The sequence below is a fragment of the Microbacterium sp. LMI1x-1-1.1 genome, from assembly GCF_040676205.1.
GTDB lineage: Bacteria > Actinomycetota > Actinomycetes > Actinomycetales > Microbacteriaceae > Microbacterium > Microbacterium aquilitoris.
Map to the genome: position 1 here is coordinate 601,474 of NZ_JBEGHM010000002.1, position 14,471 is coordinate 615,944.

The 14,471-nt window shown below is 70.2% G+C and carries 13 protein-coding genes and 1 tRNA gene; 6 read left to right on the forward strand and 8 right to left on the reverse strand.

Going from position 1 to position 14,471, the window contains the following annotated elements; all coding sequences use genetic code 11:
- Positions 1-117: 117 nt before the first annotated feature.
- The gene (locus tag MRBLMI1x_RS10550) at positions 118-543 is read left to right on the forward strand and encodes a MarR family winged helix-turn-helix transcriptional regulator (RefSeq protein ID WP_371129969.1); all 426 of its coding nucleotides are present in this window, start codon (positions 118-120) and stop codon (positions 541-543) included.
- Positions 544-600: 57 nt separating this feature from the next.
- Here the strand turns inward: MRBLMI1x_RS10550 and MRBLMI1x_RS10555 are convergent.
- A tRNA-Met gene (locus tag MRBLMI1x_RS10555) sits at positions 601-674 on the reverse strand.
- 80 nt (positions 675-754) lie between these two features.
- Between MRBLMI1x_RS10555 and MRBLMI1x_RS10560 the strand changes: the two genes are divergently transcribed.
- Both MRBLMI1x_RS10560 and MRBLMI1x_RS10565 read left to right on the forward strand, forming a co-directional pair.
- Positions 755-1,264: a DUF6328 family protein gene (locus MRBLMI1x_RS10560; RefSeq protein WP_020097127.1), complete on the forward strand. Its 510-nt coding sequence runs from the start codon at positions 755-757 to the stop codon at positions 1,262-1,264.
- Positions 1,261-2,070: a carbon-nitrogen hydrolase family protein gene (locus tag MRBLMI1x_RS10565; RefSeq protein ID WP_363458687.1), complete on the forward strand. Its 810-nt coding sequence runs from the start codon at positions 1,261-1,263 to the stop codon at positions 2,068-2,070. Before MRBLMI1x_RS10560 ends, MRBLMI1x_RS10565 begins: the two co-directional genes overlap by 4 nt.
- A gap of 15 nt (positions 2,071-2,085) precedes the next feature.
- Here the strand turns inward: MRBLMI1x_RS10565 and MRBLMI1x_RS10570 are convergent, their stop codons facing one another.
- Positions 2,086-3,294 carry an aminotransferase class I/II-fold pyridoxal phosphate-dependent enzyme gene (locus MRBLMI1x_RS10570; RefSeq protein WP_363458689.1) on the reverse strand — a complete coding sequence of 403 codons (1,209 nt, stop codon included), beginning with the start codon at positions 3,292-3,294 and terminating at the stop codon, positions 2,086-2,088.
- 147 nt (positions 3,295-3,441) lie between these two features.
- Here MRBLMI1x_RS10570 and MRBLMI1x_RS10575 point away from each other — a divergent pair, with 147 nt between their 5' ends.
- From MRBLMI1x_RS10575 to MRBLMI1x_RS10585, 3 genes are read left to right on the forward strand one after another with little or no spacing between them, the layout of a single operon-like run.
- Positions 3,442-4,926 (forward strand): S1C family serine protease, encoded by a 1,485-nt coding sequence (locus tag MRBLMI1x_RS10575; RefSeq protein WP_020097130.1) that lies wholly within the window; start codon positions 3,442-3,444, stop codon positions 4,924-4,926.
- 54 nt (positions 4,927-4,980) lie between these two features.
- A complete protein-coding gene (locus MRBLMI1x_RS10580) occupies positions 4,981-6,225 on the forward strand; it encodes a CDP-glycerol glycerophosphotransferase family protein (protein ID WP_020097131.1) in 1,245 nt (414 codons plus the stop codon).
- Positions 6,222-7,667: a CDP-glycerol glycerophosphotransferase family protein gene (locus MRBLMI1x_RS10585; RefSeq protein ID WP_363458691.1), complete on the forward strand. Its 1,446-nt coding sequence runs from the start codon at positions 6,222-6,224 to the stop codon at positions 7,665-7,667. Before MRBLMI1x_RS10580 ends, MRBLMI1x_RS10585 begins: the two co-directional genes overlap by 4 nt.
- Before the next feature lie 18 nt (positions 7,668-7,685).
- Here the strand turns inward: MRBLMI1x_RS10585 and MRBLMI1x_RS10590 are convergent, their stop codons facing one another.
- The 6 genes from MRBLMI1x_RS10590 to MRBLMI1x_RS10615 form a co-directional block, all read right to left on the reverse strand.
- Positions 7,686-8,753 (reverse strand): glycosyltransferase family 2 protein, encoded by a 1,068-nt coding sequence (locus MRBLMI1x_RS10590; protein ID WP_363458693.1) that lies wholly within the window; start codon positions 8,751-8,753, stop codon positions 7,686-7,688.
- Positions 8,750-11,272 carry a glycosyltransferase gene (locus tag MRBLMI1x_RS10595; protein ID WP_363458695.1) on the reverse strand — a complete coding sequence of 841 codons (2,523 nt, stop codon included), beginning with the start codon at positions 11,270-11,272 and terminating at the stop codon, positions 8,750-8,752. Before MRBLMI1x_RS10595 ends, MRBLMI1x_RS10590 begins: the two co-directional genes overlap by 4 nt.
- A gap of 31 nt (positions 11,273-11,303) precedes the next feature.
- Positions 11,304-12,446: an acyltransferase family protein gene (locus tag MRBLMI1x_RS10600; protein ID WP_018188230.1), complete on the reverse strand. Its 1,143-nt coding sequence runs from the start codon at positions 12,444-12,446 to the stop codon at positions 11,304-11,306.
- 78 nt (positions 12,447-12,524) lie between these two features.
- Entirely contained in the window at positions 12,525-12,749 is a 225-nt protein-coding gene (locus MRBLMI1x_RS10605) for an SCO4848 family membrane protein (protein WP_018188229.1), read from the reverse strand.
- Between the two features lie 9 nt (positions 12,750-12,758).
- Complete coding sequence (locus tag MRBLMI1x_RS10610; RefSeq protein ID WP_018188228.1) at positions 12,759-13,610, reverse strand: hypothetical protein; 852 nt, start codon at positions 13,608-13,610, stop codon at positions 12,759-12,761.
- Positions 13,611-13,647: 37 nt separating this feature from the next.
- A complete protein-coding gene (locus MRBLMI1x_RS10615; protein WP_018188227.1) occupies positions 13,648-14,337 on the reverse strand; it encodes an NTP transferase domain-containing protein in 690 nt (229 codons plus the stop codon).
- Between the last annotated feature and the right edge of the window lie 134 nt (positions 14,338-14,471).

Sequence of the window (14,471 nt, forward strand, 5' to 3'; positions counted from 1 at the left end):
GTCCTCCGTACTTTGCTAGATTATCTAGCAATCAATCGTCATGCTACCTATCGAGCGAGGAGGTGTCCAATGGTGGCCAATCCATGGGTTCCGGGCAGTGAGCGCGATGCCATCGTGATGAGCGCCCTCGAAGCGATCCGCGCGTTCTCCGACTCCTTGGATCGAATGTACGCGGGTATGCGCGGTGACATGGACATGAACACGACCGACCTCGCCGCGCTCCGGATGCTCATCATCCGCGAGCAGCACGGGGAGGTGGTCAAGCCGAACGATCTCGCCACCCACCTCGCCATCTCGACGGCGTCGACCACGAAGCTGCTCGACCGTTTGACGGCCGCCGGTTACCTCGTCCGCAAGCCGCATCCGCATGACCGCCGCGCCCGCATCGTGGCGCTCACGGATGAAGCGCGGGTCACCTTCCGTCGCCACTTCGGCGAGCGTCTCCAGCGGATGCGTGACGCTGCGGACGCCTACACCGATGATGAGCTGCGCGCGATCGTGCGCTTCCTCGCCGACATCGAGCGCGCGATGCTGCCCGCCTGATCGAGCCGGACAACGAAGAAGGCGCCCCCTCCGGAGAGGGGACGCCTTCTTCTTTCGTTGCGGGGACAGGATTTGAACCTGCGACCTCTGGGTTATGAGCCCAGCGAGCTACCGAACTGCTCCACCCCGCGGCACAAGAGAAAACACTAGCACGCGTTTCAGGCGGACGCGAATCGGTGCCGGAAAGCCCCGAGTTCGGCAGGATGAGGACATGCTTCCGCGTGAAATCGACGCCGCCGCCGACGCACAGACGGACGGGCGCGACGAGACGCGAGACGAGCGGGCCGACCGCAACTGGAACGAGGTTCTCCAGGAGCTCCGCGTGCTGCAGACCGGAACTCAGATCCTCACGGGCTTCCTCCTCGCACTCGCGTTCCAGCCGTCGTTCGGGGATCTCGCCGGGGCGCAGCGCATCGGCTATCTCGTCCTCGTCCTCCTGTCGGCCCTGAGCGCCGTCGTCGCCCTCGCGCCCGTCTCGGTGCACCGCATCCTGTTCGCACGTCGTGCGAAGCCCACGATCGTCCGCTTCGGTCACGGCTGCATGCTCGCCGCCCTCGGTCTCGTCTCCGCGCTCCTGGTGGGCGTCGTCGCGTTCGTCTTCGATGTCGTGGTGGGGAGTGCGGCATCCTGGATCGCAGGCGTCGCCCTGGGCATCGTCATCGTCGCCCTCTGGCTCGTCGTCCCTGTCATCACCCGCCTGCGGTCGGAAAGGACCCCATGACCGACTCGCCCCTCGGCGTCGCAGTGGCGCAGTTCGCGCCGTCCGCCGACGAGACCGCCAACCTCGAGGCCATCTCGGAACTGGTCGCCCGCGCCCGCGGCCGAGGCGCGCGGGTCGTTCTGTTTCCCGAGTACTCGAGTTACTTCGTCGACCCGTTCGACGCCTCGCTCGCCGAGCACGCGCAGGACCTCGCCGGCGCGTTCGTGACCGCCCTCACGGCACTGGCGCGTGACCACGACGTCGTGATCGTCGCGGGGCTCGTCGAACGTTCCGACACGGACGGGCTCGTGCGCAACACCGTCGTCGCGGTGGATGCCGGTGGGCTCATCGCGCGCTACCGCAAACTCCACCTCTACGACGCGTTCGGACAGCGCGAGTCGGACTGGGTGGAGCCGGGAGCGCTGGAGGAACCCGAGACGTTCGAGGCTTGCGGCATCCGCTTCGCCCTCATGACCTGCTACGACCTGCGGTTCCCCGAGGTCTCCCGCGTGCTCGCCGACACGGGAGCGCACGTCCTCCTCGTCGCCGCGGAGTGGGTGCGCGGGCCTCTGAAGGAGGATCACTGGCGAACGCTCCTCCAGGCTCGGGCCATCGAGAACACGCTCTACGTCGCGGGTGCCGATCACCCGCCGCCGTTGGGCGTGGGGCACTCGGTCGTCATCGACCCGCAGGGAGTGCCCGTCGTGACGATCGGCACGGGCACGGATGTCGCCGTCGCCCACGTCGACGCGGCGACCGTCGCCCGCGTCCGCCGTGTCAATCCCGCGCTGGCCCTTCGGCGGTACACGGTCGCTCCGCGCGACTGAGCCGCCTCCGGGGGGTCACGACGCGGATGCCGCCAGCCGCCGCGCCGCCTCGGCGATGACGTCCGTCCGCTTGCAGGCCGCGAATCGGACCAGGGTCTCGTACCGATCCCGGTGCTCCGGCGTCGCGAACGCGGTGAGCGGGATCGCGGCGACACCGACGCGTTCGGGGAGGGCGCGGCAGAACGCGGCGGCATCCTCGCCGGGAGCGAGCATCGAACGCACATCGGCGACCGTGAAGTACGAACCCGCGGGCGTGGACACCTCGAACCCGGCGTCGCGCAGGCCCGCGCCGAGCAGGTCGCGGCGCTCCCGCTGGGTCGCGGCGAGGTCGTCGAAGAAGGTATCGGGCAGGCCGAGACCGACGGCGATGGCGGGTTGGAAGGGTGCTCCGTTGACGTACGTCAGGTACTGCTTGACGGCCAGCACCGCGTCGACGAGGTCTGCCGGCCCGCTCACCCAGCCGACCTTCCACCCCGTGGTTCGGAACGTCTTGCCGCCCGACGAGATGGTGAGGGTCCGCTCGGCGGCGCCGGGCAGCGTCGCGAGGGGAACGTGGTCGGCGTCCATGACGATGTGCTCGTAGACCTCGTCCGTGACGATCAGCGCGTCGTGACGCTCGGCGAGTCGGACGATCTCGTCGCGGACCTCGTTCGAGAACACCGTTCCGGTCGGGTTGTGGGGGTCGTTGACGAGGATGATCCGGGTGCGGTCGCGGACGGCGGCACGCAACTCGTCGACGTCGGGTTCGAGCGACGGCCAGCGCAGCGGCACGGGCACGAGGCGTGCACCGGCCAGGGCGACGGCGGCCGCGTACGAGTCGTAGTACGGCTCGAAGACCACGACCTCGTCGTCCGGCCCATCGAGCAGGGCGAGGAGGGCGGCGGTCAACGCCTCGGTGGCTCCGGCCGTGACGAGGATCTCGCGCTCGGGATCGACGTCGATGCCGTAGAAGCGGTGCTGATGATCGGAGACCGCCTCCCGGAGGACCGGCATTCCTCGTCCGGCCGGGTACTGATTCACTCCGTCGCGGATGGCGGCGATCGCCGCGTCCAGCACCTCGGGCGGTCCGTCCTCGTCGGGGAACCCCTGGCCGAGGTTGACGGCATCGTGGCGGAGGGCGGCGGCGGTGATCTCGGCGAAGATCGTCGGGGCGAGCTCGCCAGCGGGGGAGAGGAGGCCTGCGCCGCGCGCCGCGCGTTGCCAGGCGCCGGGGATGTGCAGCACGGGGCCAGCGTAACGCTCCGCCTCGCGGGACGCCCTCGTGGGCGACCCGCGGCGGCGTCTGCTCCCATAGGCTGATCGGAGGGTCGGCATAGCTGGTCCACAGACTCCGGGAGCACTCTGAAGACGCCTCGGAAAAGGAGCAGTCCCATGAGCGATTCGAACACCCCCGACCCCCACACGCCTGACGCAGCGGTGCCGCCGCGTCCGCCGATGCCCGACTCGGGTGCGCCCTCGCAGCCCACCGCATCGACGACGCCCCTCGCGCAGCCGGCCGGTCAGGGCTGGTACGCGCAGCCGCACGGCCAGCAGCCGTACGGCCAGCACTCCCAGGGCCCGGATTCACACGGACAGCACGCCCCGGGCGCGGCGTTCTCGTCGCAGCCGGCGGGCGCGGTCGCCGACGACGGCCACGCGCGTCCGCACGACGCGAAGATCGGCTCCGGCAAGATCGTCGCCGTCCTCGTGGCCGCCGCGATCGTCGGCGCCGTCTCGGGCCTGGGCGGCGCGGCGATCGGCAGCGACGTGTTCCACCAGAACGGCACGGTCGCGTCCTCGAACGGCACGACCCAGGTCACCGTCAACGACCCCGACAACGTCAACCAGACCACCGGAATCGCGGCGAAGACCCTGCCGAGCGTCGTCACCATCAGTGCGACATCGTCGAACGGCGGCGGCACCGGCTCCGGCGTGATCCTCAGCGAGGACGGCTACGTCGTGACCAACACGCACGTCGTCACCCTCGACGGTGCGAGCTCGGACGTCGCCCTGCGGGTGACGACCTCGGACGGTCGCGTCTACGACGCGAAGGTCGTCGGCACCGATCCGATCTACGACCTCGCCGTCATCAAGCTGACGGGCGCGACCGGACTGACCCCGATCGACTTCGCGGACTCGACCAAGCTGAACGTCGGCGACACGACCGTCGCGGTCGGCGCGCCGCTCGGCCTGTCCAACACCGTCACGACCGGAATCGTCAGTGCGCTGAACCGCTCGATCCAGATCGCCTCGTCGGCGGTACCCGATTCGGGCGAGCAGCAGGAGGATCAGGGGCAGAACGGCCAGTCCCCGTTCCAGTTCGACTTCGGTCAGGGCCAGCAGCAGGGGTCGGGATCGGCCGGGACCATCTCCATCGCCGTGATCCAGACGGATGCCGCCATCAACCCGGGCAACTCCGGCGGCGCGCTCGTCGACGACGAGGGCAAGCTGATCGGCATCAACGTCGCCATCGCCACCGCCGGCGGCGGGTCGTCGTCCTCCAGCGAAGCCGGGTCCATCGGCGTGGGCTTCTCGATCCCCTCGAGCGTCGTCAAGCGCGTGACCGACGAGATCATCAAGGACGGCTCTGCGACGCACGGTCTGCTCGGCGCCATGGTCGGCAACTCGGCGGACCAGAAGGACAGCACCGTGGCCGGTGCCCTCGTCAGCGATGTGACCTCGGGTGGGGCAGCGGCGAAGGCGGGATTGAAGGCCGGCGACATCGTCACCGAGTTCAACGGCGTGCCGGTCCGCGACGCGACCGACCTGACCGCTCAGGTGCGCGCCCTGGCCGCCGGTTCCGACGCGAGCGTCGTCTACGTCCGCGGCGGGAAGTCCTTCACCGCCGACGTGACGCTCGGCAAGCTCACCGACTGACCGCTCCGACGCGACCTTCCGAGTCACGACCCCACCCCGCGATAGGCTCGCGGGATGGGGTCGTTCTCGTTCTCGTCGGGCAACGGCGCGCAGGTGGCCCGGCTCCCGCTCCATGTGCTGGGCCTCGTGGCGACGCGGATCATCCCGAGGTCGACCGACCTGTGGGTGTTCGGGTCGGCTGCCGGCGTCGGCGAGGGTGCGTGGGCGCTCTGGCAGGTCGCCGCGGAGCAGGGTGAGCGAGCCGTCTGGCTGACCGGGTCGGCGCGCGACGACGAGATGGCTCGGCGTGCCGGTATCCCCTCGGCCCGCAAGCAGGGCTTCCGCGGCTTCTGGCTCACGGCGCGCGCACGAGTGGTCGTCGTCACGCACGGCGCCGGTGACGTCAACCGATACGCGACGGCGGGATCCTTCCTCGTGCAGCTCTGGCACGGCATCCCGCTGAAGCGGCTCGGTCTGGATTCCCCGGTGACCGCGCGCGCTCCCCTCCCGATCCCGGGCTTGGCGCGGCTCCTCCGGGTCGCCTACGAGCGGACCCAGCGCCGCATCCGGCTCCTGCCTGCCGCATCGCACCTCGTCCGCGGCCGCCTCGAGTCCGCGTTCGGGCTCGGGTACGACCGGATCGTGGTCACGGGCGAACCGCGCGTCGACGTGCTTTCGACGGGCCCTTCGGCAGCGGAGGCGCAGAGCACGGTCGAGTCCCTCGTCGGCTCCGTGGGGTCCTCCCGCCTCGTGCTGTACGCCCCGACGTGGCGCGACGGCGCACCCGACCCCGCCGTCCCCACGGCGGAGGAGTGGCACGCCATCACAGCGTCCCTGGCCGCGCAGGATGCCGTGCTGGTGATCCGCTCGCACCCGCTGGGCGCGGGCGAATACTCGCCGCCGGACGCGGACGGACGGGTGCGCCTCCTCGGGGCGGATCTGCTCCCCGACGTGACCCCCGTCCTCCGCGCGTTCGATGCGCTCATCACCGACTACTCCTCGCTCGTGTTCGACACCGCGCTGATCCCGCTGCCGGTCGTCTTCTTCGCCCCGGACGAGGCGCAGTACGCCGCGGAGCGCGGTTTCTACGGCCGGTACCGCGATGTCGCCGGGGAGGACGTCGCGACGAGCTGGGCCGAGGTGATGCGCCACCTCGACGGCGTGCTGCACGACGACTCCGAACGAGCCCGGCGCCTCTCCCGCGCCGAGGAGCTGAGCCGCCGCGTGCACGCCTACCGGGACGGCCGAAGTGCCGAGCGCGTGTATCGTGCCATCCGGCGCGCGCTCGCGTCGGCGCATCCGTCGAGGGGGAACGAATGATCCACGCCGCCCTGCAGGCGGGCGACGGCCTCGTCCTGAACGCACCCGGGGCCGCTCCCTCGGACATCCGCGCCATCGGTCCCCGTGCGACGGTGACGGCCGTGATCTCGACAACGGATGCCGGGTGGCGGGCTGTCCTGCCCCTTCGGGTCGCTCGGTGGGGCGGGCCGGTCCTCGCTCTTCCCCGCGGTCGGTACCGCCTCGAGGTCGACGGTCGGGTCCAGAGCCGGGGCGACGTCGTGGACCTCGGGCGGACGACGGGGGAGTCGCTGGCGGTGGAGCTCGCCGATGGTGCGGTGGTCGTCTCGCCGCCGCTGCGGGACGCGGACACGTCGCCGGCGGGCCAGGCGGCACTCGAGCGTGACTATGCGACCGTTCGCGGACCGCTCGAGAACGCGGTGTTCTTCGAGAGCTTCTACGGGCGCAACGCCAGCTGCAACCCGCGGGCGATCGACGCGGAGATCTCCCGCGTCGCGCCTGCCGTCACGAGGTACTGGAGCGTCGTCGACCTCTCGGTGGAGGTTCCCGAGGGCGCCGTCGCCGTCGTCGAAGGCTCGCCGGAGTGGTGGCACGCCCGGGGGGTCTCCCGTCTCCTTGTCGTCAACGACTGGCTGCGGCGCCGCTTCGTCCGCCGCCCCGGCCAGCGCATCCTGCAGACCTGGCACGGAACGCCGCTCAAGCGTCTGGCCCTCGATCGGCCCGGCTTCGACCCGCGCCGCGCTCTCGCGGTGATCCGTGAGAGCCGGCGCTGGGACGTTCTCCTCGCACAGAATCCGTACGCGGCCCGCATCCTGTCGAAGGCGTACGGATTCTGGCGCCGTCCGGTGTGGGTGGAGGGCTACCCGCGGAACGACGTGCTCGCCTCAGGCGACCGGGACGCGGTCCGCCGGGGTTTGGGGCTCGAGCCCGATGACCGGGTGCTCCTGTACGCGCCGACCTGGCGGGACGATCGCGAGCAGATGGTCGACTACCTCGACCTCGAGCGGCTGGCAGCGGATGCCGGTGCCGTGATCCTCGTGCGCGGGCACTCCCGTACGCTCCTGCCCGGCGCCGACACGGGCGGGTCGCGCGTCATCGATGTGACGGCGTATCCCGACATCTCGGCTCTGCTGCTGGCCGCCGACGCCCTGATCACCGACTACTCGTCCGTCATGTTCGACTTCACGGCGACCGGCAAGCCGATCTACTTCTTCGTCCCCGACCTCGCGCATTATCGGGGCAAGCTCCGTGGGTTCTACTTCGATCTCATCGAGCGGGCGCCCGGCCCACTCACCTCGACGCAGGACGAGCTCACCGCGGCGCTGGCGGATCCCGGGGCGACGAAGGGTCACGCGGAGCGGTACGCGTCGTGGGTCGCGCGGTTCAACGCGCGTGACGATGGCCGGGCGGCCGAGCGGGTCGTCGCCCGTCTGCTCGATCAGGGGATGATCGCCCGCGACTGAGGCCGCGGCATCCGCTCGTCACGGGAGCGGCGTGTTGCGGTCCAACCGGGAGGTGTCGACGGTGTCCTTCGCCCCGCGGAGCAGGCCGCTGAGGAACCCGCCGCCCCAGGACAGGTGCATCGTCGGAAGCACGAGGGCGAGCCACGCGCGCTCCCGCACGCTGCGGCCGGCCGTCACGCTGAAGCCGAGGATGCCGAGGACGTAGAGCGCCAGTGGCAGGTGGACGACGGACAGGATCGCGGACGCGACGCCCGTGAGGAGGCCCGTCACCTGCAGGATCCCGAGGACGATGCTCGCGGCGACGGCGACGACGAGAGCCGGCGGGGCGAAGAAGCGGAGCGAGTTCTGCCGTCCGAGGCGCCGGACGAGCTCTCCGCGCCACGTCCCCGTGGCGACGAACTGACGCGCCAAGCGAGCCCAGCTCTCGCGCGGCCAGTACGTGACGGACAGGCGCGGATCGAACCACACGCGATATCCCGCGTGGCGGATCCGGAGGTTGAGCTCCCAGTCCTCGCCGCGTCGGATGGTCTCGTCGAAGAGTCCGACCTCCTCCAGGACCGCGCGGCGCATCACCCCGAGGTAGGCCGACTCTGCGGGTCCTTCGGGCGCGCCGCCGTGGTACGCCCCTCCGCCGAGCCCGATGGGGGAGTTGTAGGCGATGGCGACGGCGCGTTGGAAGGGCGTCCGGCCGTCCGCCCGCATGACGCCTCCGACGTTGGCGGCACGGACCCGATCGAGGGTCGCGAGAGCCTGGCGGGTGTATCCCGGCGCGAGTTCGGAGTGCGCATCGACGCGGACGATCGTCGGATGCCGGGCGCTGCGGATCGCCAGGTTCAAGGCCACCGGGATGTCGGCCCGGGGGTTGTCGACCAGGCGGATCCGCGGGTCGGCATCGGCCAGGCGATGGGCGAGCTCGGTCGTGCCGTCGGCGGAGGGTCCGAGGGCGAGGACGAGCTCGGCCGGGCCGTCGACGTCCTGCTGGAGGACCGTCTCCACGGCCCGCTCCAGGTAGTCCCGTTCATTGAGCACGGGCATCACGAACGTGACCCCCGCACCGGGAGCGGGCACCGGCGCGTCGAGAGTCACCGTGCTCCGGGCGATCGTCGGGCAGGCTGGGCCGGCGCCGTCCGCGGGACGAGCGCGTCGAACTGGGCGAGGACCTCCGCCGTATAGGCGTCGACGTCGAGGGATGCGGGGGTCACACGGCCCTCGAGGAACGCCCGCATCCCGTCGGCGAGGGCGTCATCGTCTCGGTCGACGATGTGCATGTCGTCGCCCGGGAGCGCGCCCCGGGCCGAGCCGAAGGCCGTCGACACGATCGGCAGAGCCAGCTGAGCCGCCTCGATCAGCACCATGGGCTGCCCCTCGTAATCGCTCGAGAGGACGAAGCAGTCGCAGCGCTGCATGACCGAGACAGGGTCGCGCAACGGCCCGGTCAGGAACACCCGTCCGGTGAGGTCGGCGTCGCGCACCTGCTGCTCCAGGGTGTTCCGGAGCGGCCCGCCGCCCACGATGAACAGTTGCGTGTCGGGGGCTGTGTCCGCCAGGCGCGCGAACGCCCGGATCAACCGCGCGTGGTTCTTCTCCGTTGAGAGGCGTCCGACGGTGACGAATCGGCGGATGCCGGGCACGGCGAGCGCGGTGTCGACGGCCTCGCCCAGTCCGGCATCCTCGCTCTCCGGGCCGCTGTCCGCTGTCGGTGCCGTCGAGACCACGTCGGGCAGGTTCCGGAGCGTGACGAACCGGTCGGCGGAGGCGAACTCCGCGAGTTCGGCGCGGTTGAGGTCAGTGAGGGCGGGGGAGACCGAGACGAGCTGGTCGTAGGCCCGGTACATCGCGAAGACGCGTCCGAGCGAGCGGCGGAAGGCCTGCTTGCCGTGAACCGTCCGATCCCGGTCGGCGGCCATCTCGTTGTGCAGCCAGATCGCACGGGTCGCCCGCGGCGAGTGGAGCAGCAGGTGTGCCCAGAACGGGCTGTAGCCGCTGAAGTCGGCGACCCAGTCGAACTTCGCGGACCCGAAGATCCTCGTCCACTCGTCGTGCCACAGGGACTTGTGGCCGAGTCGCCGGTGCGCCCGGAGCGGATCGGTGCTCACGTCCGCCACGCGGCGCAGGACCTGGCGCACCTTGAGCCCGTTCATGCCGCCGACCCGGAAGACCTGTCGGATGCCGGAGTCGAGCCGGGACTGGTTGTGCTGCGTCGTCGCGCCGCGCGGGTCGGCCATGAGAGCGGTGACGTCGTACCGCTGGGTGTCGAGCGAGTTGAGGAGGTTGACCGCGGCGGTCGTGATGCCGTTCAGCCGCATCCCGCCGAGGTAGAACAGCAACCGCGGTCGGTCGTCGCGGCGGACCGGCCGCACGCGGCGACCGTCCGTCAGTCCGCGGAAGACGATTTCGATCACCCGTGAGGTCGCCCGACCGTCGTCGAAGGGGACGAAGCGCTCGGCCCACTCCGCGTAGCGGGGGTGCGGCGTCGCGTCGTCCGCCATCAGTCCGGCGAGGTCGCGGCCGAGCTCGACGGGGTCGGTGCGGACGGGGCCTGGCAGCTCGTCGAGCGGCATGTAGGTGCCGCGGACAGCCGAGTAGTCGTCGCCGTCCGGGACGAGGAAGCCCACGGGACGGCCCGTGGCGAGGTAGTCGAAGAAGATCGACGAATAGTCCGTGACGAGGGCGTCCGCGAGTCCGAGCAGGACATTCGTCGCCGTGGTGTTGGGGACGAGGAGACGCTTCAGAGCGGGGATCCGCGTCGCCGCGCGGTGCACCACCTGGTGCGTCTTGAGGAGGACGGCCGTGTCGTCGCCCAGCTCTCGCTGCATGCCGGCGACCTGCTCGGCGAGGTGCGCGAGGTCGGCGTCCGGCGCCTGGAAAGACGATCCGCGCCAGGTGGGCGCGAACAGGACGATCCGCTTCCCGGTCAGGTCCGTCCCGAGCGCGGAGCCCAGTTCGGCGACTCGCTGTGCGCGTTCAACGTCCGACATCCATTGCCGGTCGATGCGCGGGTAGCCCTCCTCGATGATCGATCCGCGATAGACGTTCCGCAGCTGGTAGGCGTCTTCGTACATGGTCTCGGCCATGAAGGGGTTGGCAGCGAGCAGGTAGTCGGCGTTCAGCAGGTTGCGAAGCGTGTTCGCCGACTCGCGCGCGCCGCCGGGCATGTCGAACCCCATCAGCTTCAACGGTGTGCCGTGCCAGGTGTTCAGGTAGACCTGACCCGTGCGCTTGCTGAACGCCGGCGGGAACGTGGCGTTGTTGACGAGGTAGCCCGCGGTCGAGAGGGCCCGCCAATAGGCGCCGCTGCCGCGGCGGACGACCACGACGTTCGACGAACCGGCGAACTCGGCACGCACGGCGGCTGCAGCATCCGTGTCACTGATCGCCCAGATGTGCGTCAGGTCGGCGAACTCCGGGTCCGCCAGGAGCGCACGGAAGATCGCCTCGGGGTTGCAGAGGGCGCCGTTGCCGGCGAACGACTCGTAGACGACGGTGCGGCGACGGATCGGGAGCGAGCGAGCCCACGCGATCTGCTCGGACGTCGGGATGCGCTTCGCGCGGGTGAGGGCCCAGCGGACGGCGCGGGTGACGGCAGGCGGAAGGGGCGAACGCATGTAGGTGTGCTGTGCTCTCGTCGACGGCAGATCAGGGCGCGACTTCACCCGCCCGGCGACGCGCTCGCGCCGCGACAGCTCGGTGGACGCGTCGCGCCAACGTATGCATTCTAGCTTCGACTCCCTCGTAGAACCCCCAGGCGACTAGGAGGCTGATCGGGATCCCGAGCACTCCGACGAGCAGCCAGGCCTCCGAACCGAAGGCGAATGCGAGGGTCGCGAGCACCGGCACGTGCACGAGGTAGAGACTGAACGAGATCTTCCCGAGCCATTGGATGGGTCGCGTCTCGAACAGTCGGATGGCCGGGCCCCAGGCGAGCGCCACCAGGACGATGCCCGCGGCACCCGGAGCCGCGAAGGCCCAAAGCACGGTGCTGAGGTCTGTCCCGCTGGGCACGATCGGCCGGGCCAGCCAGCTCGCGATGAGCATCGCGACGCTCACCAGCGTGAACAGGGGCATGAACCATCGGGGCCGCGGACGCTCCACCCACGCCAGCAGATCCGGCATCCGCGCCGCCATGATCGTGCCGACGATGAAAACCGGGAAGTAGAGCAGCTCGCTCTGCTCGAAGATGCGACCAGCGACGCTCAGGCCGCAGCAGACGATCACCGCTGCGAGCGCGTGACGCCGCACGAGGAGGGCGAGCGCCGTCGCCAGGGGCAGGACGATCGAGTACAGCAGTTCCCAGTGCAACGACCACAGGGGATTGTTGAGCGGGTACTGGCGCGGCACGAGCGATGCCTGCGCGAGGAAGGAACCGACCGATACCGACTCGGCGTGCGTCTCGGCCATCCATGATCCGGCCGGCATCGCGGAGCGATCGCGGGGGACGAGGAAGATGAGGAGGGCACTCAGCGCCAGCGAGGCGATCACCGGCCCGTAGAGGCGGACGACGCGAGCCGAGAGGAAGCCCATCCAGGAGAAGTTCTCTCGGAACACCGGGAGGACGACGACGAGACCCGACAGCACGAAGAAGACGAGGACCGCCTCATTGCCGGCGGTGAGGAGCTTCACCGGGGACTCGGAGATGACCGCCCAGCTGACGGTTCCCTCGAGGAGGGGTTCCGCGATCAGCAGCCAGTGGTGCAGAAGGACGACCAGCGCGGCGACCCCGCGCAGCCCGTCGAGGCTCTGGATTCGGCCTGTCGGCTGCTTCGGGGGAGTCGTGACCACTCGACAACGGTAGTCACTGTCGAACAGAGCCCCACACCACTTGCGCCGGGGCGGGGCCGTGTGCAGGACCGGACGTCGTCAGTTCCCCGTGCCGGTCGCCGCGACGATGGCGGCGACGAGGGATGCCGCCGCGAGCAGCAGCGCCGCTCCGATGAGGATCGCATGGACGGTGAGGAACCTCGTGGGACGGCCGTTCGCGTCACGTGCCCGCGGATCGCGGGAGACACGGCGGTAGAACGTCGGCCAGACGATCACGTTGAAGGCGGCGTTCAGGATCAACAACGTGACGAGAAGGGGGAGCACGCGGCCACGCTACTCGTTGTCCGGGGCCCCGGCGCCGCCGTCTCCACGCCGACGTCGGCCGCGGAGACCGCGTCGGACCGACGGCGGGCGCACGGCGTCGCGAGGACGGGGGGCGAGTTCGCTCGGGAAGGCGAGGGGCGGCGGGCCGAAGGCGCGTCGGGCGCCCACGACGACGCGGCGGCCGAGGATGTGGTTGCCGCTGCCCCCCACGACCGCCCCGACGCCGAACGGGAGCGCCCGTCCGATGAGCGACGCACCGCCCTGCGCGGCGAACCGTCGGATGAAGGAGGCTTTGAGCCGATCGATGAGGGGGCCGACCATGGCCTTCGGCAGCGAGGTGGTCACCAGCTTGCCCCAGTAGGCGTCGCGTCCTGGGCCGACGCCCTGCACCTGGCCGGCAAACTGGCTGACGAGATCGACGCCCTCCTTGCCCGCCATCAGCGTGAGCACGAGAGCGCGGGCGCGGTCGGGATCGGTGACGCGGAAGCCGTGCACCTCCGCCAGGGACTGTGCGAACAGCGCGGTCGTCTCGAGGAACCCGACGGTCTCGGCTCCGCTCAGCGCCAGGGTGACCGCCGTGCCGATACCGGGGACGACGGCAGTCGCTCCGACAGCGGCCCCACCGGTGGTCACGGCTGCCAGGTAGCGCCGTTCCAGTATCCGGATGACGTCGGCGGGAGTCGCCTCCGGATGACGTGACCGGATCGCGTGGAGGTGCGCTCCGACCGCCGGTTGCTGGACAGCGAGCACCCGATCGAGGACGCGGATGAGCCAGGGGTGCTCCGGCGAGCCGACCGGCGGGAGACCCCCCACCCAGGCGGCGTCTTCGGGGAGCGAGTGGATGCGGGGAACGTCGGTCATGTGTGTGCTCGCGGCCCTCGGCCGCTCGCGCGGCGCGTCAGACGTAGAAGTTGGCCCGCTCGAGGTCTTCGGCGAAGTCCACCTCGACGGCGTAGAGGTCGGAGATGTCGAGAGGGCGCAGCTTCAGGCCGTTCTCGGCCACGGCGAGCTCGAGTCCACGCTCGAAGTAGTCCTGGTTGTCGACGTTGCCGAGCTGCGCGATGAGCGCAGGCTTGTCGGCACGGGAGATGTAGTTGATCCCGACGGCTTCGCCGAGCCCGCCGACGACCGTCTTCGACAGTTCGGCGATGTTGCCTTCCGCGTCGACGGTGTACTTGACCTCTTCGTCGCTCACCTTCGAGGTGTTGACGGTCACGAAGGACTGCTCGGCCTCGACCAGGGCAAGCGCGCGCCCGAGTACGCGGGGGTCGAAAACGACGTCGCCGTTCATCCACAGCACGCCCGACTTGCCGGTGGCCTTGAGTGCGCGAAGAAGGCTCTTCGACGTGTTCGTCTGGTCGTACCGGTCGTTGTAGACGTAGTCGACGTCCGGGAACGCCTCGACGATGGTCTCGGCGCGGTAGCCGACGACCGTCGTGATGGGGGCAGCAGGTCCGAATGCAGCGTGGATGTTGTCGTGCTGCTGCCCCATGATGCTGCGGCCGTCGTTCAGGGTCGTCAGCGGCTTGGGCAGGCTGCGGCCGAGCCGCGAGCCCATGCCGGCTGCGAGAATGACGATCTTGGTCACGTGGTGCTCCTGACGATGTGGTCAATGTCCGTTCATCGGAAAGACACATCTTCGTGCCGGGTCAATGCTATCCGGGGTGCCTGAAAAGGGCCCGTATCCAGGTCCGACGTTGCGCATTCGTGATAACTCACGCA

Bases quoted from the DNA above. Each gene is read 5' to 3' on its own strand.
- MRBLMI1x_RS10550 (WP_371129969.1), top strand. From the start codon at position 118: ATGAGCGCCCTCGAAGCGATCCGCGCGTTCTCCGACTCCTTGGATCGA.
- MRBLMI1x_RS10560 (WP_020097127.1), top strand. From the start codon at position 755: ATGCTTCCGCGTGAAATCGACGCCGCCGCCGACGCACAGACGGACGGG.
- MRBLMI1x_RS10565 (WP_363458687.1), top strand. From the start codon at position 1,261: ATGACCGACTCGCCCCTCGGCGTCGCAGTGGCGCAGTTCGCGCCGTCC.
- MRBLMI1x_RS10575 (WP_020097130.1), top strand. From the start codon at position 3,442: ATGAGCGATTCGAACACCCCCGACCCCCACACGCCTGACGCAGCGGTG.
- MRBLMI1x_RS10580 (WP_020097131.1), top strand. From the start codon at position 4,981: ATGGGGTCGTTCTCGTTCTCGTCGGGCAACGGCGCGCAGGTGGCCCGG.
- MRBLMI1x_RS10585 (WP_363458691.1), top strand. From the start codon at position 6,222: ATGATCCACGCCGCCCTGCAGGCGGGCGACGGCCTCGTCCTGAACGCA.
- MRBLMI1x_RS10595 (WP_363458695.1), bottom strand. From the start codon at position 11,272: ATGCGTTCGCCCCTTCCGCCTGCCGTCACCCGCGCCGTCCGCTGGGCC.
- MRBLMI1x_RS10610 (WP_018188228.1), bottom strand. From the start codon at position 13,610: ATGACCGACGTTCCCCGCATCCACTCGCTCCCCGAAGACGCCGCCTGG.